Source organism: Streptomyces sp. NPDC025721 (assembly GCF_055558595.1).
This window is the reverse complement of sequence record NZ_JBVHMF010000002.1, coordinates 140,634-162,780: the sequence shown is the minus strand read 5'-3', so window position 1 is coordinate 162,780 and position 22,147 is coordinate 140,634. Positions and strand designations below refer to the sequence as shown.

Below are 22,147 nucleotides of genomic sequence, written 5' to 3'. Positions count from 1 at the left end.
GGTGGTCGTCTGTTTTCTACACCCCCAACCCCGACACCAAAAAAGGGAAAAACGACGCCCCCCCCCCCCCCCCCCCCCCCCCCCCCCCCCCCCCCCCCGCCCGTGTGCAACGGCGTCAGCAGCCCAGCAGTCGGCTGCCCAGGTAGGTCTCCACCTGGTCGAGCGACACGCGCTCCTGCTTCATCGTGTCGCGCTCGCGGACCGTCACCGCGTTGTCCTCGAGCGTGTCGAAGTCGACGGTCACGCAGAACGGCGTGCCGATCTCGTCCTGGCGGCGGTAGCGGCGGCCGATGGCGCCCGCGTCGTCGAACTCGATGTTCCAGTTGGCGCGCAGGGCGGTGGCCAGGCCCTTGGCCTTCGGGGAAAGCTCGGGGTTGCGGGAGAGCGGCAGGACGGCGACCTTGACCGGCGCGAGGCGCGGGTCGAGCCGCATCACGGTGCGCTTCTCCATGACGCCCTTGGCGTTGGGCGCCTCGTCCTCGTTGTACGCGTCGAGCATGAAGGCCAGCATCGCGCGGTTGACACCGGCCGCGGGCTCGATGACGTACGGGAACCAGCGCTCGCCCGCCTCCTGGTCGAAGTAGGAGAGGTCCTGGCCGGACGCCTTGGAGTGCGAGGAGAGGTCGTAGTCGGTGCGGTTGGCGACGCCCTCCAGCTCACTGAACTCCTGGCCGCCGAAGTTGAAGCGGTACTCGATGTCGGCGGTGCGCTTGGAGTAGTGGGAGAGCTTCTCCTTGGGGTGGTCGAACCACCGGATGTTCTCCTCCCGGATGCCCAGGCCCGTGTACCAGTTCCAGCGCTCCTGCATCCAGTACTCGTGCCACTTCTCGTCCTCGCCGGGCTTGACGAAGAACTCCATCTCCATCTGCTCGAACTCGCGGGTGCGGAAGATGAAGTTGCCCGGCGTGATCTCGTTGCGGAACGACTTGCCCATCTGGGCGATGCCGAACGGCGGCTTCTTGCGCGAAGTGGTCTGCACCTGGGCGAAGTTGGTGAAGATGCCCTGCGCGGTCTCGGGCCGCAGGTACGCCACCGAGCCCGCGTCCTGGGTCGGGCCGAGGTGGGTCTGGAGCATGCCGGAGAACTGCTTGGGCTCGGTGAAGGCGCCCTTGGTGCCGCAGTGCGGGCAGTTGATGTCGGCGAGGCCGTTGGCCGGGGGCTTGCCGTGCTTGGCCTCGTACGCCTCCTCCAGGTGGTCCGCGCGGTAGCGCTTGTGACAGGAGGTGCACTCGGTGAGCGGGTCGGAGAACGTGGCGACGTGGCCGGAGGCCACCCAGACCTCGGGGGCGAGGATCACCGACGAGTCGATTCCCACCACGTCCTCACGGGAGGTCACCATGGCGCGCCACCACTGGCGCTTGATGTTCTCCTTCAGCTCGACGCCCAGCGGCCCGTAGTCCCAGGCGGCCTTGGAGCCGCCGTAGATCTCACTGCTCGGGAAAACGAAGCCACGGCGCTTGCTCAGGCTGACGATGGTGTCGATCTTGTCGGCGGCCACGGTGCTCTCTTCAGTACGACGAAGCGGTCAGTTGCCTCAGATTACCGGCGGGTGCGGTCCCCTTATCAAATCCGTTCCGGAACCCGGCTCCAGGAACCCGGCCGGGAGCGGATCGCGGACCCCGCCCTACGGATATTGACAATCGTTTCCACATCAGATGAAAATGACAGTCATGAACATCCATCGCCGCCCGATATCCGCCGTCTCCGTCGCCGCCGCGGCCGTGCTCGGCCTGCTGGCACTGTCGGCCTGCTCCGGCGCCGACGCCTCCGAGAACACCTCGGGTGACTCCAAGAGCGGCGGAAAACTCAAGGTCACGGCCGCTTTCTACCCGCTGGAGTACCTGGCGGCGCAGATCGGCGCCGACCATGTCGCGGTGACCGACCTCACCAAGCCGGGCGTGGAGCCGCACGACCTGGAGCTGACGCCGAAGGAGACCGGCAGGCTCGGCCAGTCCGATGTGATCGTCTACCTCAAGGGCCTCCAGCCCGCCGTGGACGACGCCGTGAAGCTCTCCGGCGTCAAGCACAAGGTCGACGCCGCGTCGCTGACCCCGCTGGAGTCCCACGGCACCGAGGTGGACGGCACGCACCACACGACCGGCGACAACGGCACCGGCGGCGGCAGCGAGGAAGGCGCGGGCGCCGACCCGCACATCTGGCTGGACCCGGTGAAGTACGCCGAGGTCGCCAAGGGCGTCGGCAAGGCGCTGGAGCAGGCCGACCCGGCGAACGCGGCGGCGTACGGCAAGAACACCGACGCGCTGGTCGCCCGGCTCACCGCCCTGGACACCGCATTCCGCGACGGCCTGAAGAACCGCGCCTCCGACACCTTCGTCACCACGCACGCCGCCTTCGGCTACCTCGCCGAGCGGTACGGGCTGGTCGAGGAGGCCATCAACGGCATCGACCCGGAGAGCGAGCCCAGCGCGGCGCGGGTCAAGGCGCTGCACGACCTGGTGAAGAGCAAGCACGTGTCGACCGTCTTCTTCGAGACGCTGGTCAGCGACGCCACCGCGAAGACCCTCGCGGGCGACCTGAGGCTGCGCACCGACGTCCTCGACCCGATCGAGGGCATCACCGACAAGTCCAAGGGCACCGACTACTTCCAGGTGCAGCGGAGCAATCTGACGGCCCTGCGCGCGGCGCTCGGCGCGAAGTGACGGAGGTCACCGCCATGGACCAGCAAGCCGTCGAAGCGGCCGGGGACACCGGCGCGGTCACGGACCCGGTCATCGCGCTCAGCGGCGCCACCGCCACCCTCGGCGCTCGCCCCGTACTGCGCGGCATCGACCTGACCGTCGGGCGCGGCGAGGTCGTGGCGCTCCTCGGCGCCAACGGCTCGGGCAAGTCCACGGCGGTGCGCGCGGTCATCGGCCAGGTGCCGCTGACCGGCGGCTCGCTGGAGCTGTTCGGTACGCCGCTGCGCCGCTTCCGGCAGTGGGCGCGGATCGGGTACGTGCCGCAGCGCACCACGGCGGCCGGCGGCGTGCCCGCGACCGTACGCGAGGTGGTCTCGGCCGGGCGGCTGGCCCGTACCCGGCTGCGGCCGATGCGCCGCGCCGACCGGGCGGCCGTGGACCGGGCCATCGCCGTCGTCGACCTCACCGACCGCGCGGGCGACTCCGTGGACGCGCTCTCCGGCGGCCAGCACCAGCGGGTGCTGATCGCCCGCGCGCTGGCCGGGGAGCCGGACCTGCTCATCATGGACGAGCCGATGGCGGGCGTGGACCTCGACAGCCAGCGCATCCTCGCGGCGACCCTGCGCGCCCAGGTCGCGGCGGGCACCACCGTCCTGCTGGTCCTGCACGAACTGGGGCCGCTGGAACCGCTGATCGACCGCGCGGTCGTGCTGCGCGACGGCTGCGTGACGTACGAGGGCGCGCCGCCGCGGGCACTGGGACAGCACGCCCTGCCGGGCCACGACCACGTACACCCGCACGCGGACGCCTCGGCCGCGCCGGTCAGGACGGGACTGCTGAGCTGATGGAATTCCTCGACTACGCCTTCATGCAACGGGCCCTGATCGCCGCCGCGCTGGTCGGCCTCACCGCGCCGGCCATCGGGATCTACCTCGTGCAGCGACGGCAGGCCCTGATGGGCGACGGTATCGGCCATGTCGCGCTGACCGGCGTCGGCCTCGGCTTCCTCCTCCAGTCCAACCCGGTCTGGATGGCCACCGCCGTCTCGGTGGCGGGCGCCGTCGCGATGGAACTGATCCGCTGGTACGGCAAGACGCGCGGCGACATCGCGCTGGCCATGCTCTTCTACGGCGGCATGGCGGGCGGTGTGATGCTGACCAGCCTCGCGCCGAACGGCTCCAACGCCAACCTGGAGACGTACCTGTTCGGTTCGATCACCACCGTCTCGCCGTCCGACATCACCACGATGTGCCTGCTGGCGGGCTTCGTCATGCTGGTGACCGTGGGCCTGCGGCGGCAGCTCTTCGCGGTGTCGCAGGACGAGGAGTTCGCGCGGGTCACCGGGCTGCCGGTGCGGCTGCTGAATCTGCTGGTCGCGGTCACGGCCGCGCTCACCGTCACGGTCGCGATGCGCGTGGTCGGGCTGCTGCTGGTCAGCGCGCTGATGGTGATCCCCGTCGCGGCGGCGCAGCAGGTCACCCGCAGCTTCCTGGTCACCTTCGTCAGCGCGGTGGCCATCGGCGTCACCGTGACACTGTCCGGCACCGTCACCTCGTACTACGTGGACGTGCCGTCCGGTGCGACGATCGTCCTGATCACCATCGGGCTCTTCATCGTGCTCACCGCGCTCGCCACTCCGCTGGCCAGGAAACGCGCCAGGCGGGCCGCGGCGGAGCGGGAACGGTGCACCCTGGAGGTGGAGGTGCCCGCCGCCCGCGGCGCCGCCGACGAGGTACCCGCCTGAACGGAACGGCCTGGCACAATGGGCCGTCCGGACAGGTGCACGAAGCGACCCAGAAGGAGGCACCGGTGACCACCCATCCCGTACGTGGCCGCTCCACCCGGCAACGGGCCGCCGTGTCGGCCGCTCTCTCGGAGGTCGACGAATTCCGCAGCGCGCAGGATCTGCACGACATCCTGAAGCACCGCGGCGACTCCGTCGGGCTCACCACGGTCTACCGGACCCTTCAGTCGCTGGCCGACGCGGGCGAGATCGATGTCCTCCGGACCGGTGAGGGCGAGTCCGTCTACCGCCGCTGCTCCGGCGGCGGCCACCACCACCACCTCGTCTGCCGCGTCTGCGGCAAGGCCGTCGAGGTCGAGGGGCCCGCCGTCGAGAAGTGGGCCGACGCCGTCGCCGCCGAGCACGGCTTCGCCGATGTCGCCCACACCATGGAGATCTTCGGCACCTGCTCCGACTGCGTCGAGCACCCCCAGCCCTAGCCCACCCCCAAGGGCCTCCCCCGCCCTTCCCCGACCCCGCCCGGACGGCTCTTCCACCGGGGCGGTAGGCCGGTCTTTCCCGGGCGCGGCCCCCGGACGGCTCTTCCACCGGGGCGCCGGCCACGTGTCTTCAGGGGCGCGGGGAACTGCGCGCTCAGCCACCACCGGGCTTTCAGCCCGAAAGCACACAGCAACTGCCCCGCTGGGGCCGGTTTTCCACGGCGCGCCCCGCCGTGGCTGGTCGCGCAGTTCCCCGCGCCCCCAAAAAAGCAGGCCCTGCGCAAGGGCACCGCGCGGCCGGGAAGATCGGGCCGCCGTCCAGGGCGGAGGAACCGTCCGGGGGCGGCCCCGGGAAGGATCGGGTCACCCCGCCCGGGAGGGGCTAGGCGCGTTGGTCGCCGGCGAGCTGGGCCTCGTTGGGGATGGCCCCGCCGAAGCGACGGTCGCGCGAGGCGTATTCCACGCAGGCCCGCCACAGATCGCGCCGGTCGAAATCGGGCCACAGCACGTCCTGGAAGACCATCTCGGCGTAACTGCTCTGCCAGAGCAGATAGTTGGAGGTGCGCTGCTCACCACTGGGACGCAGGAAGAGATCCACGTCGGGCATGTCGGCGTAGTAGAGATACTTGGCGAAGGTCTTCTCGTTGACCTTGGACGGGTCGAGCCGCCCGTCGGCGACATCACGGGCGATGGCCTGCGCCGCATCGGCGATCTCGGCGCGCCCCCCGTAGTTGACGCAGAAATACAGCGTCATCGCGTCATTGTCGACGGTCTGCTCCTGGGCGACCTGGAGCTCCTGCACGACGGACTTCCACATCTTGGGCATGCGCCCGACCCACCGGATACGGATGCCGAGTTCGTCCATCTCGTCGCGGCGCCGCCGGATCACGTCCCGGTTGAAGTTCATCAGGAAGCGCACCTCCTCGGGCGAGCGCTTCCAGTTCTCGGTCGAGAAGGCGTACAGCGAGAGGTTCTTGACGCCGATCTCCAGGCAGCCCTTCAGCACGTCCAGGACGACGCCCTCGCCGACCCGGTGGCCCTCGGTGCGCGGCAGGCCGCGCTCCTTGGCCCAGCGGCCGTTGCCGTCCATGACGACGGCCACGTGCTTGGGCACCAGCTCGCTCTGGAGCTTCGGCGGACGCGCCCCCGACGGGTGCGGGTCGGGTGTCCGGTACGAGCTTCGGGAACGGGCCAGAATCCCGTGACGTGCCATGGTGGTACTTCTCCTCATGCCTTCTCGGCTCAGGTCTTCTCGACGAACCGCAGGGAGCGCAGTCCGCGCTCCAGGTGCCACTGGAGGTAGGCCGCCACCAGCCCGCTGCCCTCACGGCAGTGGCGCGGCTCGCAGGCGTCCGCGGTCTCCCAGTCGCCGCCCAGCAGCGCGCCGAGCAGTTCCAGTGACTCCCGTGAGGGTACGACGCTTCCCGGCACCCGGCAGTCGCCGCAGACGACTCCTCCCGCCCCGACCGAAAAGAACCGGTTGGGACCGGTCATACCGCATTTGGCGCAGTCGTCGAAGCTGGGCGCGTATCCGTTGACGGCCAGCGACCGCAGCAGGAAGGCGTCGAGCACCAGCCGGGGCTCGTGGTCGCCCGCCGCGAGCGTCCGCAGCGCGCCGACCAGCAGCAGATACTGCTGCACGGCGGGCTCGCCCTCGTGGTCGGTGAAGCGCTCCGCGGTCTCCAGCATCGCGGTGCCCGCGGTGTAGCGGTCGTAGTCGGTGACGATCGAACCGCCGTACGGCGCGATCGTCTCGCCCTGTGTGCACAGCGGCAGACCGCGGCCGACCAGTTCCCCGCCGCGGACGAAGAACTGCACGTCGACGTGGCTGAACGGCTCCAGGCGCGCGCCGAACTTCGACTTCGTCCTGCGCACACCGCGGGCCACCGCCCGTACCCGTCCGTGCCGCCGGGTGAGCAGCGTGATGATCCGGTCCGCCTCACCCAGCTTCTGGGTGCGCAGCACGATGCCGTCGTCGCGGAACAGACTCATGGGCCCATTCTCGCGTACGGCGGGAGCGGTACGGCGACGGACGGCCGACCGGCCGCCGCCGGGCCCCGGCTCAGCGGTCGGCGCCGGGCGCGACCAGGCCGGACTCGTAGGCGGTGATGACGAGTTGGGCGCGGTCGCGGGCGCCGAGCTTGCCCATGATCCGGCTCACGTGCGTCTTGGCGGTGAGCGGGCTCAGGCCCAGCGCCTCACCGGTCTCCGCGTTGTTCAGGCCGCGCGCGACCAGCGTGAGGACTTCGCGCTCGCGCTCGGACAGCCCGCCGAGCCCGGCCGGGGCCGGGGCGCTGACCAGCGGCCGGTCCGGCAGCCGCAGCACCCGGGCGATCAGCCGCGCGGTGGGGCCGGGTGACAGCAGCGAGTCCCCGGCCGCCACGGTACGGATCGCGTCCAGCAGCTCCGCGGGCCTGGTGTCCTTGACCAGGAAGCCGGACGCGCCCGCGCGCAGCGCCGACACCACGTGCTGGTCGTCGTCGTAGGTGGTCAGTACGAGGATGCGCACACCCGCCAGGTCGTCGTCGGCGGCGATCCGCCGGGTGGCCTCGATGCCATCGAGCTCCGGCATGCGGATGTCCATCACGATGACGTCGGCGCGGGCGCTGCGGGCCTGCTCGACCGCCTCCAAGCCGTTCGCCGCCTGCCCGACCACCTCCATGTCGCGGGCGGACTCCACCAGCATCGCGAACGCGGCCCGCACCAGCGTCTGGTCGTCGGCGAGCAGCACGCGGATCGGCGGCGGCGAGGTCATCTGTGGTCTCCCTGGTGATCGACGGTGAGCGGCAGCACGGCGCTGACCGCGAAGCCCGTACGGTCCTGGCGCGGCCCCGCGGTGAGGGTGCCGCCGACGCTGCGGGCGCGCTCGCGCATCCCGGCGATGCCGAAGCCCTCGGCACGCCCCTCGGCGCGGTTCGCGGGCGCGGGGCCGCCGCAGGAGCCGTCGTCCTCGATCAGCAGGTGCAGGGCCGTCTCCCGGCGGTCCACCCGTACGGTGATCAGCGGGCTCGGCACCCCCGCGTGCCGTACCGCGTTGGTGAGCGACTCCTGGACGATCCGGAAGGCCGCGGCGCCCACCGCGGGCGGCACCGGCGCGACGCCCCCGGCGTCGCCCAGGTCCACCCGGGCCCCCGCCGCCTCGGCGGCCTTGGCGAGCGCCGGTATCCCCGCGAGGTCGGGCAGCGGGCCGTCGCCGTCCGCGCGCAGCACCCGCAGCGTGGTCCGCAGCTCGGCGCGGGCCTCCCGGCAGGTGTCGGCGATCGTGTCGAGCGCGGCGGCCACCGCCGTACGGTCGAGCCGGTCGGGGTCGGCGACCAGGATGTGCGCGGCCACCGACGTCTGGACGCCGATCAGGGTGATGCTGTGCGCGAGCAGGTCGTGCAGGTCGCGGGCGATCCGCAGCCGCTCCTCCGCGACCCGGCGGGCCGCCTCCTCCTCGCGGGTGCGCTCGGCGCGCTCGGCCCGCCCGACGATCGCGGCCACGTAGTTGCGGTGCATCCGCACCACCTCGCCCGCCACCGCGACCGCCACGATCCAGCCGGCGCTCTTGAGCATGTCGGTGCCCGCGTGCGGCGCGCTGATCGTCGACATGATGGCCGCCATCAGCGCGATCACCGTCGGCAGCAGCAGGAACGTACGCAGGGGCGGCCCCGCGACCGCCAGCGCGTACAGCGCCACCATGCTCGACGGGATCGGCGCCACCTGGATGTTCTCCAGGTAGTGGTACGGCGCCACGAACGCCAGCATCCCGAGCATGCACACCAGCGGCGAACGCCGCCGCCACACCAGCACCAGCGCGCTGCCCACCAGCAGCGCCCAGCCCGCCAGGTCCGGCCGCCCGCTGGCCGGCTCCTCCGGCAGACAGCACGCCAGGAACGCCTCCACGGCGAACACGAGCGCGGCGAACGCCACGTCGGCGGGGGCGACCCGCGGTCCCGGCGCCGCCGGGATGCGCGGGGCGCGCAGAAGGTCCATGGTGAGCGCCACGGACCCATCCTCCCGGACGCGGGGTGCGCCGAGCCAGGTCACGGGGTCGCGGCGGGGCGCAGACGGGCCAGCGGTACGGCCCTGAGCCGCGGTACCGCCCACGGACGTGTGGTGACGTTCATGGGCTCCTCCGAAAGCCGAGGTCTTCTCCTACCGTCAGCTTCCTCCGCCGGGCTCGCCTTCCTCGTCCCGCCCAGGACCGATCCGGGGGCTACTCCCCCAGGAGTACGCCCCTCTTCGCGCAGGGCCTGTGCCCCGTCAGGGGCGCTGGGGGGCACCTTGAGAACAGGCCCTGCGCGCCAGGGCGCCCACGCGCGGGCGGACCGCAGGTCAGAGGGCCGCGGCGGCTCCGGCGAGGAGGCGGTCGATGTCGGTGAGGGGCAGGGAGAGACAGCGGCCGACGGCTTCGAGGACTTCGCGTTCCGCAGGGAGGTAGGGCCCGTCGGCGAGGGCGATGTGCGCGCCCTGGAGGAGAACCCGCTCGCGCCCGAGCGGCTCGAGGTGGTCGGCCAGCGGCTCCAGCGCCTCGTGGAGCTCGATGGACAGCCAGCTCCCGCACCCGTCGACCTCGTCGGCGAAGGAGTCGGGCCCGAGTGGGGCACCCCCCGAGCCCGAGGCGCTGTACCGGCCCTCGTCGGCGACGATGGCGGCGAGCAGCCCGAGCAACTGGTCCTCGGTGCAGTCGGAGAACCCGGCGGAGCGCACGGCGCCGACGGCGGCCTCGCGGGCCGGGCGGCCGGTGGCGCCGCCCGCGGTGAGGACGGCGAGCGCGATGGTGTGCACGGCGTCCCGCAGCATCGCGGAGAAGCGGGTGGTGGTGGGCCGCAGCAGGACGTCGGAGGCGTACTGCCGGTGGCAGGCGGTGCACTCGATGACGGTGCCCGCGGGGCCCCGGCGCAGGACCGGCACATTGAGCACGGTCAGTCTGCGGGTGCCGGTTCTGCGGTGGTAGGCACGGTCGCCGCCGCAATCAGGGCAGAAGAACTCACCGTCGTCCTCGGTGTGCCACGCCGTTCGCACACCCCAGATACACAGCCTCAGCTTCATCACGCTGCACCCTCCGGCCGTTCGGCAACGCTGCCGCACTGCCGTGATGTTAGCCACAGTCGGCGGTCGCAGTCAGTACCGCGTAAGGGGCAATTGCCTTGCGAGGGTGCTCGAACCGGTCCGCCCGGGGGTTTTCGCCCCTCGGACGGACCGGGTGAACCGGGTCAATCCCGTCAGCGCGCGGCCCGGTTGACGGCCGAGACCAGCGCCTGCAACGACGCGCGGGTGGTGTTGGGGTCGACGCCGATCCCCCACAGCACCTTTCCGTCGATCGCGCACTCGATGTACGAGGCGGCCCGCGCGGAGGCGCCCTCGCTCATGGTGTGCTCGGAGTAGTCCAGGACGCGGGCGTCGATGCCCACCCCGGCCAGCGCGTCGACGAAGGCCGAGATCGGGCCGTTGCCCGTACCGCTCAGGGTGGTCTCGACGCCGTCGACCACGGCCTCGACGGTGAGGGCGTCGGTGCCGTCGCTGGAGGTGGACGTCTGGGCGGAGCGCAGGGCGACCCGGCCCCACGGGTTGTCACTGGTGGGCAGGTACTCGTCCTGGAAGACCGACCAGATCTGCGCGGGGGTGACCTCGCCGCCCTCGCTGTCGGTCTTGGCCTGGATGATCCGGGAGAACTCGATCTGCATCCGCCGCGGCAGGTCCAGCTTGTGGCCGTTCTTCAGCACGTACGCGACGCCGCCCTTGCCGGACTGCGAGTTGACGCGGATGACGGCCTCGTACGAGCGGCCGACGTCCTTGGGGTCGATCGGCAGGTACGGCACCGCCCACTCGATGTCGTCGACGGTCTTGCCCTCGGCGGCGGCGGTGGCCTCCATCGCCTCGAAGCCCTTCTTGATGGCGTCCTGGTGGGAGCCGGAGAAGGAGGTGTAGACCAGGTCGCCCGCGTAGGGGTGGCGCGGGTGGACCTCCATCTGGTTGCAGTACTCGGCGGTGCGACGGATCTCGTCGATCTGCGAGAAGTCGATCTGCGGGTCGACGCCCTGGCTGAACAGGTTCATGCCCAGCGTCACCAGGTCGACGTTGCCGGTGCGCTCGCCCTGCCCGAACAGGCAGCCCTCGACCCGGTCCGCGCCGGCCATGAGCGCCAGTTCGGCGGCGGCCACGGCCGTACCGCGGTCATTGTGCGGGTGCGCGGACAGGCACACGTACTCGCGGCGGGACAGGTTCCGCGACATCCACTCGAAGCGGTCGGCGTGCGTGGAGGGGGTGGAACGCTCCACGGTGGCGGGCAGGTTGAGGATGATCTCGCGGCCCGGCTCGGGCTGCCAGACGTCCATCACGCCCTCGCAGACCTCCAGGGCGAAGTCCAGCTCGGTGTCGGTGAAGATCTCCGGGCTGTACTGGTAGCCGAAGACGGTGTCGTCGCCCAGGATCTTCTCGGCGTACTCCATCACCAGCCGGGTGCCGTCCACCGCGATCGCCTTGACCTGGTCACGGCTGCCGCGGAAGACGACGCGGCGGAAGACCGGCGCGGTCGCGTTGTACAGGTGCACGGTGGCGCGGGGTACGCCGCGCAGGGCCTCGACGGTGCGCTCGATCAGTTCCTCGCGCGCCTGGGTCAGGACGGAGACCGTCACGTCCTCGGGGATCGCGTCGCCCTCGATCAGGGAGCGTACGAAGTCGAAGTCGGTCTGGCCCGAGGACGGGAAGCCGATCTCGATCTCCTTGTAGCCCATGCGGACCAGCAGGTCGAACATCTCGCGCTTGCGGGCGGGCGACATGGGGTCGATCAGCGCCTGGTTCCCGTCGCGCAGGTCCGTGGAGAGCCAGCGGGGCGCCTGGGTGATGCGGGCGTTCGGCCAGGTGCGGTCGGCGATGTCCACGGCCTCGTAGTGGCCGTACTTGTGGACCGGCATCACGCTGGGGCGCTGGCGCGCGGTGGCCGTGGTGATGGGCGTGGGACGGCCGACGCGATTGGGGGTTGTCATGGGGCTCTGGCTCCTCGGGGGTCCGGCTGAGTGTCGGCCGACGGCGATGGCACGCCTGAACTCCGCGGGGAGGGGGTCGGCCTACGACTACAGGCCCTCGCCGCGGCAGCTAAGGAGAAGCAGCCCGAAACGCATGATGGGACGACCATAACCGAGGCGGACGGAATCACGTAGCCGGTACGAAGATCCTCTCAGCATGCAAGATGCACGGTTCTGTCCACTCAAACCATGATCCTTCGCTCCTTTTCGTCAATCATCGTCGCAACCCGTGACAGCGACTGTGACGCGTGCCACATTGCCGCCATGACTGCCACGCATGCGCCCAACGCCGTCTTCTGCACGATCGTGCCGCCGCACGTGCTCGACAAGCTGTCCCGTTCCGAGGACTCCGGGGTCTCGGGACCCGCCCGCCGCACCCTGGAGCAGGACGCGCTGCAACGCACCAGGCGCCGCCTGACCACGGTGATCGGCGCCACCGCCGTCACCGGGGCCGCCGCCTCCGACCAGCCGCGACGGACCGTTCACGACGCCAAGCACCAGGACACGCTGCCGGGGCGCAAGGTGCGCGCCGAGGGCGCCAAGCCGTCCAAGGACGCGAGCGTCAACCGGGCGTACGACGCGCTCGGCGCGACCTTCGAGACGTATCTGAAGGCGTACGGGCGTCACTCGATCGACGACGCGGGCCTGCCGCTGGTGGCCAGCGTCCACTACCTCCAGGGCTACAACAACGCCTTCTGGAACGGCCAGCAGATGGTCTTCGGGGACGGCGACGGCGAGATCTTCCTGGACTTCACCCTTCCGCTGGACGTGATCGGCCACGAGTTGACGCACGGCGTCACCCAGTACAGCGCCAACCTGGACTATTTCGGGCAGTCCGGCGCGCTCAACGAGTCCGTCTCCGATGTCTTCGGCAGCCTCATCAAGCAGTTCACGCTCGGGCAGAGCACGGAGCAGGCCGACTGGCTGATCGGCGCCGGGCTGCTGGCACCGGGCGTCGACGGCCACGCGCTGCGCTCGATGAAGGAGCCCGGCACCGCCTACGACGACCCGCGGCTCGGCAAGGACCCGCAGCCCGGCACGATGGACGGCTACGTCACCACCTCGCGCGACAACGGCGGCGTGCACATCAACTCGGGCATCCCCAACCACGCCTTCTACCTCCTGGCGGCCGAGCTGGGCGGCAACGCCTGGGAGCAGGCCGGACAGATCTGGTACGACACCCTCACCGGCGGCTCGCTGTCGCCGCACGCCCAGTTCGCGGACTTCGCCGCGGCCACCGCCGCGGCGGCCAAGGCCCGCTACGGTGAAGGCGAGCAGCACCAGGCGGTGCTCTCGTCCTGGTCCCAGGTGGGCGTCGCTCCGGCCGCCGCCCCCGCGGCCGAGGTCCCCCGCCAGCAGCCCGGCCAGCCGCAGGAGGCGTGACACAGCCCATGCGTATCGAGGTGGTCCGCTCCGGCGGCTTCGCGGGCATCCCCCGCCACGCCGCCCTCGACACGGCGGGCCGCCCCGACGCGGCCCGCCTCACCTCCCTGGCCGAGGCCGTCCTGGCCGCTCCCCCGCCCTCGGGCCCCCCGGTCCCCGACGGCTTCACCTACGCCATCACCGCCGACGGCCGCACCGCCCACTGCGCCGACCCCCACCTGACCCCCGCCCAACGCGAATTGATCGAGGCGGTCCTGGGCGAGGGCGCGTAGGCCGCCCCCGTCCGAAGACCTGGAAATCCCGGTGACCGACCCGCTGCTTCTCACGGGCGTCGGGGCGCCGGGACACCTGGCCGGCCGGACCGGCGGGCGCCGCTGACGCCGGAAGGGCGGCGGGGCCGTGGGGCCTCGCCGCCCTTCCGGGGTGCGGTGGGTGGTGAAGTGCGCGATCAGTACGCGGAATTCACGTTGTCCATCGAGCCGTAGCGGTCGGCCGCGTAGTTGCAGGCGGCGGTGATGTTGGCGACTGGGTCGTAGATGTCCCACGAAGTACCGGACACGTGGTAGGTCTTGAAGGTCGGGTCGATCACCTGGAGCAGGCCCTTGGAGGGAATGCCGTTCCGGGCATTGATGTCCCAGTTGTTGATGGCCTTCGGGTTACCGCTGGACTCACGGATGATGTTCTTGTGAATCCCGTTGTAGCTGGCGGGAATTCCCTTGGAGTGCAGGATGTCCAGCGACTGCTTGATCCAGCCGTCGAGGTTGTTCGAGTAGGACTTGGCGGCGGCCTTCACGGGCGTGGCGGCGGCGGCCTTCTTCGGCGCGGCGACGGGAGCGCGCTTGGTCGAGCGGTTCGCGGCGGACTTCTGCTTCGCGCGGTCGGCGGCGTCGGCCGCGGCCTTCTTCTTGGCGGCCTCGGCGTCCGCCTTCTTCTTCGCGGCGTCGGCCTGCTTGGCGGCCTCGGCCTTCTTCGCCGCGTTGGCCTGGTCGGTCTTCTTCTGCGCGGCGTCCCTGATGGACTTCTGCGACGCGAGGCCGGTCTGCGCGTTCAGGTCCTTGACCTGCGTACCGGTGGAGACCGAGAACCCGGCCGGGTTGCTCGCCGCGGTCGCCGAACCGGCACCTGCGGTCGCTTCCAGACCGGTCACGGTCAGCACGACCGCGGCAGCGGCGACAGCGCCGGCGGCCGTGATCTTGTGCTTCTTCGGCATCCGGTTGAACGCGGTGAACGTAGGGAGCTTCTTCGGGATCGTGGGGAGCTGCATTCGGGAATTACCTCTTCCTCCGTAGCGGACCAGTGAATTGTTAGAGGCGGGCAATTCAGAGGTCAAAGACCCCGTCTACGGATTGCATTCGTAGACGGGGTCGGGAGGAGGCGTTTTCCCGTCAATACGGGAGGCGCGGTGTACTAAGCGGCTTCGTATGTGACCTGCGTCCTATCGAGGGGATCACAAGGGGGTGCCCCCTCTGTCGCGATGCGTGAAAGAGGGGGCACTTTGTGTGTCCGTCATATGTGGCGCCGGTCACTCAAAAGGGGGTGAATCGGATGAAGCGGTCGCCAGCCGTCATTTCAGGCCGGTGGCGACCTCCTCCACCGCGCTGACCTGGGGCTTTCCCTCAGCCTCGGCCGAGGCGTCACCGTCAGCGGCCGGAGCGGGAGCAGAGGCGGCAGCGGCGGGGCGGAGCGTGGCCAGGACGAGCACGGCTCCGGCCAGCGCGGCGACCGCCGCGTAAAGGGAAATGCGGTCCAGGCCCGAGGCGTATCCGGCCCGCAGTGAGCCGCCGCCCGCGGTCGTGTCGCGCAGCCGCGAGGTGAAGACGGCGCCGAATACCGCGATGCCGAGCGTCATTCCGAGCTGGCGGAAGGTGTTGACGGCGGCGCCCGCCATGCCCGCGCGCTGCGGGGGCACGGCCTCCACGGCGGCCGAGACCAGGACCGGGGTGGCCAGCCCCGCGCCCACACCGACGACCGCCAGGCCCGCGAAGAGGGCGGACTGCCCGGACGAGGCGTGCACGGACAGCCACAGCACCGCGCAGCCCGCCGCGATCAGGACGAGACCGCCGGCGATCGGCAGCCGGGGCGCGACGCGGTGCATGTGCCGGCCCGCGACGGCGGCTGCCAGGAAGGACGCCCCGGCCAGCGGCATCAGGGCCAAACCGCCGCGGATCGGGCTGAGGCCGAGGACGTTCTGGAGCCACAGCGAGAGGTAGACCAGGCCGCTGAAGGCCGCCGCCTGGTAGAGCAGGGCGCCGCCGAGCAGGCCGGAGAAGCTGGCGCGGCGCAGCAGCGCCAGGTCGAGCATGGGGTGCGCGGACCTGGCCTCGGCGACGACGAAGCCGACGACGGCCAGGGCGGCGACCGCGAAGGCGGTCAGGGTCAGCGACTCGGTCCAGCCGTGCTCGCCGCCGCGGATCAGCGCGTACGTGAGCGAGGCCGCCGCGAGGGTGAAGGCGGCGGCGCCCGGCAGGTCCAGGCGTCCGGCGCCGCGCCGCCCGGCGGGCAGCACCTTCAGGGTGAGCGCGACGGCGACGACCGCGATCGGCAGGTTGACCAGGAAGATCGCCTGCCAGCCGAAGCCCTGGGTCAGCAGGCCGCCGAGGATGGGCCCGGCAGCGGCGGCGGCGCCGTTGACCGCGCCCCAGACGCCGAAGGCGGTGCCGCGGTCGCGGCCGTGGTAGGTCGCGGACACCAGCGCGGCCGAGGTGGCGAACATCGCGGCGCCGCCCACGCCCTGCACGGCCCGCGCGGTGATCAGCGCGGCGGTGTTCGGCGACAGGGCCGCCGCCAGCGAGGCGAGGGCGAAGACGACGAGCCCGGCCGCGTAGATCCGCCGGTGTCCGAAGAGGTCGGCGAGCGAGCCCGCCACCATCAGCAGGGCGGCGAGGGCGAGCGCGTAGATGTCCATCACCCACTGCAAGGAGGTGAAGGACGCGTCGAGGTCGGACGCCATGCTCGGCAGGGCGACGTTCACGATGGTGACGTCGACCAGCAGGATGAAGGCGCCCAGGCAGATCGCCACGAGGGGCAGCCATTTGCGCATGGGTGGAACTCCGTTCGGGAGCGGACCTCGCGGGCCTGGCGGACCTCATGGGGTCCGCGAGTCCGGCGGATCGTGCGGATCGTGGGGTGCAGCGGTTCCCACGATCCGTGACGCCCGGTCCGCGCCACAGTCAGCGACACCTTGGCGGCGGAATCCGACATCCTCTAGCTTTGCCCGATGGAATCCGACACGACATGGGACATGCTGGAGGGACTCGACGAGCTGGACCACCGGGTCGTGCACGCCCTCCAGATCGACGGCCGGGCGCCGTTCCGCCGGATCGGCGACGTGCTCGGCGTCTCCGACCAGACCGTGGCCCGCCGCTACGGCCGCCTCCGCTCCAGCGGACTGCTGCGGGTGGTGGGCCTGACCGACCCGCACCGGATCGGTGTGACGCCGTGGTTCGTACGGGTGCGGTGCACCCCGGACGCGGCGGCCTCGGTCAGCGAGGCGCTGGCCCGGCGTACCGACACCCGCTGGGTCAGCCTCATCTCGGGCGGCACCGAGATCTTCTGCCTGGTGCAGGCCGCGCTCCCCCAGGGGGACGACTCGCTGCTGCTCCAGAAGCTGCCGCGCACACCGCGCGTGGTGCAGGTGACCGCGCAGGCGATGCTGCACGTCTTCTTCGGGCAGGATCTGAGCCCGGTGACCAAGGCGGGCTGGCTGAGCCCGGACGAGGCGCGGGCGCTGGTCGTGGCGGACGCGCAGGCCCCGGCCCCGGAGAGCACGGCGCCGTATCCGCTGGCCCCCGACGACCAGCCGCTGCTCGACGCGCTCGCGGTGGACGGCCGGACGCCCGCCGCCGAACTGGCCGAGGTCACCGGCTGGTCGCAGACGACGGTACGGCGGCGCATGTCGGAGCTGCGGGCGGCCGGGGTCCTCTACTACGACCTGGACTTCGACCGGCGCGCGCTCCAGCCCGCGCTGCGGACGGGGCTGTGGCTGGAGGTCGAGCCCGCCCGTCTGGCCGAGGTGGGGGCGGCGCTCGCCGCCCACCACGAGATCGCCTTCGCGGCGGCGACCACCGGCACGGCCAACGTCTACGCCTCCGTGAACTGCCAGGACGCCAGCGCGCTCTACCGCTATCTGACCGGGCCCGTCGCCGAACTGCCCGGCATCCGGCGCACCGAGACCTCGCCCCTGCACCGCACGATCAAGGGCGCGAGCCCCCTGCCCGCCCCCAGCGCCAGGACCCGCCTGGCGGACGCCGACCGCACCTGACCCGCCGCGGGCGGCCTACGGTCGGCGAACCGCGAGCCGGCCGCGGGTCAGAAGCCGAGCTTGCGGAGCTGCTTCGGGTCGCGCTGCCAGTCCTTGGCGACCTTCACATGGAGGTCGAGGAAGACCGGGGTGCCCAGCAGGGCCTCGATCTGGGTGCGGGACTTCATGCCGACCTCCTTCAGGCGGGCGCCCTTGGGGCCGATGATGATGCCCTTCTGGCTGGGCCGCTCGATGTAGAGGTTGGCGTGGATGTCGAGCAGCGGCCGGTTCTCTGGGCGGCCCTCGCGCGGCAGCATCTCCTCGACGACGACCGCGATGGAGTGCGGCAGTTCGTCGCGTACGCCTTCGAGCGCGGCCTCGCGGATCAGCTCGGCGACCATGACCTGCTCGGGCTCGTCGGTGAGGTCGCCCTCGGGGTAGAGCAGCGGGCCCTCCGGCAGCAGCGGCACCAGCAGGTCGGCCAGCAGCTCGACCTGGTCGCCGCCGGTCGCGGAGACCGGCACGATCTCGGCCCACTCGATGCCGATGTCGCGGCCGAGCTTGTCCACGGCGAGCAGCTGCTCGCGCAGCGTCTGTCCGTCGACCAGGTCGGTCTTGGTGACGATGGCGACCTTCGGCGTCTTCTTGATCCCGGCCAGCTCGCGCGCGATGAAGGTGTCGCCGGGGCCGAGCTTCTGGTCGGCGGGCAGGCAGAAGCCGATCACGTCGACCTCCGACCAGGTGGTGCGCACCACGTCGTTGAGCCGCTCGCCGAGCAGCGTGCGCGGCTTGTGCAGCCCCGGGGTGTCGACCAGCACGAGCTGGGCGTCCGGCCGGTGCACGATGCCGCGCACGGTGTGCCGGGTGGTCTGCGGCCGGTTGGAGGTGATCGCCACCTTCTGGCCGACCAGAGCGTTCGTGAGGGTGGACTTCCCGGCGTTGGGGCGGCCGACGAAACAGGCGAAACCGGACCGGTGCGGGGTGTCTGCGGGCTGGGTACGAGCGCTCATGCGCCCATTCTCCCCGAAGACGGGGGTGCCTGAGCCCGCCCCCGCCCGTACGGCACCCGCCGGGGCCCTTCTCCGGCGGCCCGCGGGTGACGGCACGGTGATCCGCCGGAAACCCTCGCGCAACACGAAACACGGCGGAAACACGTATGCCCACAACCGGAAATACGCGCCCGTGACGCTCTTCCCCAGCCGTCCATGGAAGGGACTTCCCCGTGCTGCTCCTGTCCGCCGGTCAACCCGCGGTCGACGCGGGCGACACCGCCTGGCTGCTGGCCGCCACCGCGCTGGTCCTGCTGATGACCCCCGGCCTCGCGCTCTTCTACGGCGGCATGGTCCGCAGCAAGAGCGTCCTCAACATGTTCATGATGAGCTTCGTGTCGATCGCGCTGGTCACCGTGGTCTGGCTGACCGCCGGTTACACCCTCGCCTTCGGCCCCGACGCGGGCGGCCTCGGCCTGATCGGCGGCCTGGACCACCTCGGGATGCACGGCATCACCCCGACGACCGTCACCGGCCATGTGCCGACCCTGCTCTTCGCCGCCTTCCAGCTCACCTTCGCGATCGTCACCGCCGCGCTGATCAGCGGCGCCGTCGCGGACCGCGCGCGGTTCGGAGCGTGGGTGGTGTTCGTCCTGGTGTGGACGCTGGCCGTATACGTACCCGTCGCGCACTGGGTGTTCGGCACCGGCGGGTGGATCGTCGGCGAACTGGGCGCGCTGGACTTCGCGGGCGGCACCGTCGTGGAGGTGTGCTCGGGCTCCTCCGGGCTCGCGCTGGCGATCGTGCTCGGGCCCCGGCTCGGCTTCCGCAAGGACTCGATGCGCCCGCACAATCTGCCGCTGGTGCTGCTCGGCGCGGGCCTGCTCTGGTTCGGCTGGTTCGGCTTCAACGCCGGGTCCGCGCTCGGCGCCAACGGCCTGGCCGCCGCCGCCTTCGTCAACACCCAGGCGGCGGGCTGCGCCGGGCTGCTCGGCTGGCTGCTGGTCGAGAAGCGCAGGGACGGGCACGCCACCACCCTGGGCGCCGCGTCCGGCGCGGTCGCCGGTCTCGTCGCCATCACCCCGTCCTGCGGCAGCGTCGACATGGTGGGCGCGCTGGTCGTCGGGCTCTGCGCCGGGGTGCTCTGCTCGTACGCCGTGAGCTGGAAGTTCCGCTGGGGCGTGGACGATTCGCTCGACGTGGTCGGCGTCCACCTCGTCGGCGGCGTGGTCGGCACCCTGCTCATCGGCCTGCTCGCCACCGCCACCATGACCGGCGGCCCCGAGGGCCTGCTGTACGGCGGCGGCCTCGGCCAGCTCGGCAGACAGGCCGTCGCGGTCGCGGCGGTCGGGGCGTACGCCTTCGCCGTGACGTACGGCATCGGGCGGGCGATCGACCGGCTGATGGGCTTCCGGGCGAGCGAGGAGGAGGAACGGACCGGCCTCGACCTGACCGTGCACGCCGAGACCGCCTACGATCACGGCGTACTGACGCACGGCACGTCGCTCCCCGCGCACAAGGCCGCTGCTCACGTCCCGGACAGGAGCACCCTCGGATGAAGCTGGTCACCGCGGTCATCAAGCCGTTCAAACTGGACGACGTGAAGACCGCACTCCAGGAGATGGGCGTGCACGGCCTCACCGTCACCGAGGCCAGCGGCTACGGGCGCCAGCGCGGCCACACCGAGGTCTACCGCGGCGCCGAGTACCGGGTCGACCTCGTCCCCAAGGCCCGGGTGGAGGTGCTGGTCGAGGACGCCGACGTCGAGGCCGTCATCGAGACGCTCGTGGCCGCGGCCCGCACCGGCAAGATCGGTGACGGCAAGGTGTGGGCGGTGCCGGTCGAGACGGCCGTACGGGTCAGGACCGGGGAGCGCGGACCCGACGCGCTCTAGGGTGCGTCCCGCCGCGCCGGACAGGCCCCAGGGCCTGTCCGGCGGATCACGAACGGCCCCTTCGACTCCTAGCCCGCGGTGACCGTGCTTCGGACCGTGCCGTCCGGGGCCGCGAGGATCACCGGCGTGGCCGGGCCGCCCAGGTCCCCGACGACGGCGCGGTCCCGGTCCGCGGCGGCGGTCTCCGCCGTGACCACGACGGCCGCCTCCAGCGAGGTCGCCCCGCTCGCCACCGCCATCGCCACCGCCGTCTGGAGCGCGCTGAGATTCAGCGACGCCAGCGCCACGGGGCCCGCCACATAGGTCCGGCCCATCTCGTCCCGTACCGCCGCGCCTTCCGGCGCGCCGTTACGGGCACGGACCGACCGGGCCAACGTGATGAGTTTCCGGTCTTCCGGGTCCACGGTCGCATCGCTCATGCGCCGACCTTATCCGCCGCCCCGCACGCGCCTTCGCGGAGGTGGCTCCCGGTGTCGTCACCCTGGGTGGCCGAAGATGCGCGGACAGCGAACCGCCCTTAGCGTGGGTCGTGCAGTCCTCCTCGTCTGAGGTGATTCGATGCTTCTGCACCTGCCCTTCGTCATCGTCCTCGCCGTCGCGGCCTTCTTCCTGAAGCGGAAGGGCTCGATGAAGGCGACCCACGCTCTCGTCTGCGGTGCCTTCGGGTTCTATCTGGCGGACACGAGCCTGGCCACGTCGATCCAGGCGGCCAGCGCCAACCTGGTCTCGATGATCGGCACCTTCGGCACCTGAGGTCCCGAGAGCCTGAGTGCCTGAGGTCCCGAGAGCCCGAGAGCCCGAGAGCCTGAGTGCCTGAGTGCCCGAGGTCCCGAGAGCCCGAGTGCCTGAGAGCCGAGGTCCCGAGACCCCGGCGATCCGGACCCGTCCGGGGGACCCGCGGGCCCGGAAATCCTCAGGCCCCCGCGGTCAGCTCGCCCGCTCGTCCACCGAGCGGAACGACCCGCGCCGCTGCTCCGGTGACGCCAGCCACTGGAGCTTGGCGGCGGTGTCGGTGTCCGGCAGCGGATTGTGCATCACGATGGTGAGGTCGGGGCGGGCCGGGATGCGCAGTTGGGTGCTCTCGAAGTGGAGGTCGCCCACGAGCGGGTGGCTCAGCTCCTTAATGAGCTGGCCGCTGGGCTGGACGTCGCCGAGCGCCCACAGCTCGGCGAACTCCGTGCTGACCGCCGCCAGTTCGGAGACGATCCGGTGGAAGCCCTCGTCGTCCGGGTACTCCGAGGCGGCGGCACGGTACTGGGCGACGATGGTCGCCGCCAGCGTCGCGTGCCGGTCGGCGCGGCCCCGGTAGACGGGGTCGGTGAAGAAGCTGACCAGGCAGTTGGTGTCGCGCGCGGTGAAGGCGAAGGTCTGCCGGGCCGGCTCGTTGAACGCCAGGATGTTCCAGTAGGCGTCCATGATGTGCGCGGGGAACGGCGACCAGGACTCGATCAGCCGGTAGAGCCCCTCGCAGAAGTCGGCGTCGGGCACCGCTTCCGGCAGCGGCGGATTGAGCCCGGCGAGCACGTACAGATGGCGCCGCTCCGGACCGGTCAGGCGCAGCACGCGCGCGACCGCGTCGAGGACCTGCGGGGAGACGGTGATGTCGCGTCCCTGTTCGAGCCACTGGTACCAGGACGCGCCGACCCCGGCCAGCACGGCGACCTCCTCGCGGCGCAGCCCCGGTGTGCGGCGCCGGGCGCCGCCGTCCGGGAGTCCGGCCTGCGCGGGCGAGATCCGGGCCCTGCGGGCCATCAGGAAGTCCCGCAGTT

General features: G+C 71.5%; 22 protein-coding genes. 10 read left to right on the top strand and 12 right to left on the bottom strand.

All coding sequences use genetic code 11. The annotated features are described in order from the left end of the window. Positions 1-115: 115 nt before the first annotated feature. A complete protein-coding gene (locus ACZ4EF_RS04700) occupies positions 116-1,498 on the bottom strand; it encodes a glycine--tRNA ligase (protein WP_355344566.1) in 1,383 nt (460 codons plus the stop codon). Between the two features lie 172 nt (positions 1,499-1,670). Between ACZ4EF_RS04700 and ACZ4EF_RS04695 the strand changes: the two genes are divergently transcribed. From ACZ4EF_RS04695 to ACZ4EF_RS04680, 4 genes are all read left to right on the top strand, one after another. Next, positions 1,671-2,660 (top strand): metal ABC transporter substrate-binding protein, encoded by a 990-nt coding sequence (locus tag ACZ4EF_RS04695; RefSeq protein ID WP_355344563.1) that lies wholly within the window; start codon positions 1,671-1,673, stop codon positions 2,658-2,660. 14 nt (positions 2,661-2,674) lie between these two features. Further along, a complete protein-coding gene (locus tag ACZ4EF_RS04690) occupies positions 2,675-3,484 on the top strand; it encodes a metal ABC transporter ATP-binding protein (protein ID WP_391160262.1) in 810 nt (269 codons plus the stop codon). Next, a complete protein-coding gene (locus ACZ4EF_RS04685; RefSeq protein ID WP_355344557.1) occupies positions 3,484-4,383 on the top strand; it encodes a metal ABC transporter permease in 900 nt (299 codons plus the stop codon). Before ACZ4EF_RS04690 ends, ACZ4EF_RS04685 begins: the two co-directional genes overlap by 1 nt. A 65-nt stretch (positions 4,384-4,448) precedes the next feature. After that, a complete protein-coding gene (locus tag ACZ4EF_RS04680) occupies positions 4,449-4,862 on the top strand; it encodes a Fur family transcriptional regulator (protein WP_355344554.1) in 414 nt (137 codons plus the stop codon). A gap of 382 nt (positions 4,863-5,244) precedes the next feature. On the opposite strand, the gene ACZ4EF_RS04675 is transcribed toward ACZ4EF_RS04680, so the two are convergent. From ACZ4EF_RS04675 to leuA, 6 genes are all read right to left on the bottom strand, one after another. After that, positions 5,245-6,075: an isoprenyl transferase gene (locus tag ACZ4EF_RS04675; RefSeq protein WP_188280782.1), complete on the bottom strand. Its 831-nt coding sequence runs from the start codon at positions 6,073-6,075 to the stop codon at positions 5,245-5,247. Between the two features lie 29 nt (positions 6,076-6,104). Beyond that, entirely contained in the window at positions 6,105-6,854 is a 750-nt protein-coding gene (gene recO / locus ACZ4EF_RS04670; RefSeq protein WP_355344550.1) for a DNA repair protein RecO, read from the bottom strand. A 70-nt stretch (positions 6,855-6,924) separates the two neighbouring features. Continuing rightward, positions 6,925-7,617, bottom strand: coding sequence for a response regulator transcription factor (locus ACZ4EF_RS04665; RefSeq protein ID WP_355344548.1), 693 nt, complete (start codon positions 7,615-7,617; stop codon positions 6,925-6,927). Next, positions 7,614-8,837, bottom strand: a complete 1,224-nt coding sequence (locus ACZ4EF_RS04660) for a sensor histidine kinase (RefSeq protein ID WP_467503056.1) — start codon at positions 8,835-8,837, stop codon at positions 7,614-7,616. Before ACZ4EF_RS04660 ends, ACZ4EF_RS04665 begins: the two co-directional genes overlap by 4 nt. 342 nt (positions 8,838-9,179) lie before the next feature. Then, positions 9,180-9,896, bottom strand: a complete 717-nt coding sequence (locus ACZ4EF_RS04655; protein WP_467502766.1) for a TerB family tellurite resistance protein — start codon at positions 9,894-9,896, stop codon at positions 9,180-9,182. Positions 9,897-10,069: 173 nt separating this feature from the next. Then, positions 10,070-11,833: a 2-isopropylmalate synthase gene (gene leuA / locus ACZ4EF_RS04650; RefSeq protein WP_467502764.1), complete on the bottom strand. Its 1,764-nt coding sequence runs from the start codon at positions 11,831-11,833 to the stop codon at positions 10,070-10,072. A 303-nt stretch (positions 11,834-12,136) separates the two neighbouring features. Between leuA and ACZ4EF_RS04645 the strand changes: the two genes are divergently transcribed. Then, positions 12,137-13,255, top strand: coding sequence for a M4 family metallopeptidase (locus ACZ4EF_RS04645; RefSeq protein ID WP_467502762.1), 1,119 nt, complete (start codon positions 12,137-12,139; stop codon positions 13,253-13,255). An 8-nt stretch (positions 13,256-13,263) separates the two neighbouring features. Continuing rightward, positions 13,264-13,527, top strand: a complete 264-nt coding sequence (locus ACZ4EF_RS04640) for a protealysin inhibitor emfourin (protein WP_401853658.1) — start codon at positions 13,264-13,266, stop codon at positions 13,525-13,527. A gap of 176 nt (positions 13,528-13,703) precedes the next feature. On the opposite strand, the gene ACZ4EF_RS04635 is transcribed toward ACZ4EF_RS04640, so the two are convergent. Together ACZ4EF_RS04635 and ACZ4EF_RS04630 are read right to left on the bottom strand one after the other, a co-directional pair. Next, on the bottom strand, positions 13,704-14,519 hold the full coding sequence (locus tag ACZ4EF_RS04635) for a transglycosylase SLT domain-containing protein (RefSeq protein WP_355344534.1): 816 nt from the start codon (positions 14,517-14,519) through the stop codon (positions 13,704-13,706). Between the two features lie 300 nt (positions 14,520-14,819). Beyond that, positions 14,820-16,295, bottom strand: coding sequence for an MFS transporter (locus tag ACZ4EF_RS04630; RefSeq protein ID WP_391160267.1), 1,476 nt, complete (start codon positions 16,293-16,295; stop codon positions 14,820-14,822). A gap of 177 nt (positions 16,296-16,472) precedes the next feature. On the opposite strand from ACZ4EF_RS04630, the gene ACZ4EF_RS04625 reads away from it, so the two are divergent. Then, positions 16,473-17,516: an Lrp/AsnC family transcriptional regulator gene (locus tag ACZ4EF_RS04625; protein ID WP_467502759.1), complete on the top strand. Its 1,044-nt coding sequence runs from the start codon at positions 16,473-16,475 to the stop codon at positions 17,514-17,516. A gap of 47 nt (positions 17,517-17,563) precedes the next feature. On the opposite strand, the gene era is transcribed toward ACZ4EF_RS04625, so the two are convergent. Then, the gene (gene era / locus ACZ4EF_RS04620) at positions 17,564-18,505 is read right to left on the bottom strand and encodes a GTPase Era (protein WP_355344525.1); all 942 of its coding nucleotides are present in this window, start codon (positions 18,503-18,505) and stop codon (positions 17,564-17,566) included. A 212-nt stretch (positions 18,506-18,717) separates the two neighbouring features. Between era and ACZ4EF_RS04615 the strand changes: the two genes are divergently transcribed. Both ACZ4EF_RS04615 and ACZ4EF_RS04610 read left to right on the top strand, forming a co-directional pair. Beyond that, entirely contained in the window at positions 18,718-20,043 is a 1,326-nt protein-coding gene (locus tag ACZ4EF_RS04615; RefSeq protein ID WP_391047480.1) for an ammonium transporter, read from the top strand. Further along, complete coding sequence (locus ACZ4EF_RS04610) at positions 20,040-20,378, top strand: P-II family nitrogen regulator (RefSeq protein ID WP_355344523.1); 339 nt, start codon at positions 20,040-20,042, stop codon at positions 20,376-20,378. Before ACZ4EF_RS04615 ends, ACZ4EF_RS04610 begins: the two co-directional genes overlap by 4 nt. 68 nt (positions 20,379-20,446) lie before the next feature. On the opposite strand, the gene ACZ4EF_RS04605 is transcribed toward ACZ4EF_RS04610, so the two are convergent. Next, complete coding sequence (locus ACZ4EF_RS04605; protein WP_355344520.1) at positions 20,447-20,797, bottom strand: cytidine deaminase; 351 nt, start codon at positions 20,795-20,797, stop codon at positions 20,447-20,449. Positions 20,798-20,936: 139 nt separating this feature from the next. Between ACZ4EF_RS04605 and ACZ4EF_RS04600 the strand changes: the two genes are divergently transcribed. Then, complete coding sequence (locus ACZ4EF_RS04600) at positions 20,937-21,131, top strand: hypothetical protein (RefSeq protein ID WP_355344517.1); 195 nt, start codon at positions 20,937-20,939, stop codon at positions 21,129-21,131. A gap of 174 nt (positions 21,132-21,305) precedes the next feature. Here the strand turns inward: ACZ4EF_RS04600 and ACZ4EF_RS04595 are convergent, their stop codons facing one another. Further along, a complete protein-coding gene (locus tag ACZ4EF_RS04595) occupies positions 21,306-22,130 on the bottom strand; it encodes a helix-turn-helix transcriptional regulator (RefSeq protein ID WP_391047661.1) in 825 nt (274 codons plus the stop codon). Positions 22,131-22,147 lie beyond the last annotated feature (17 nt).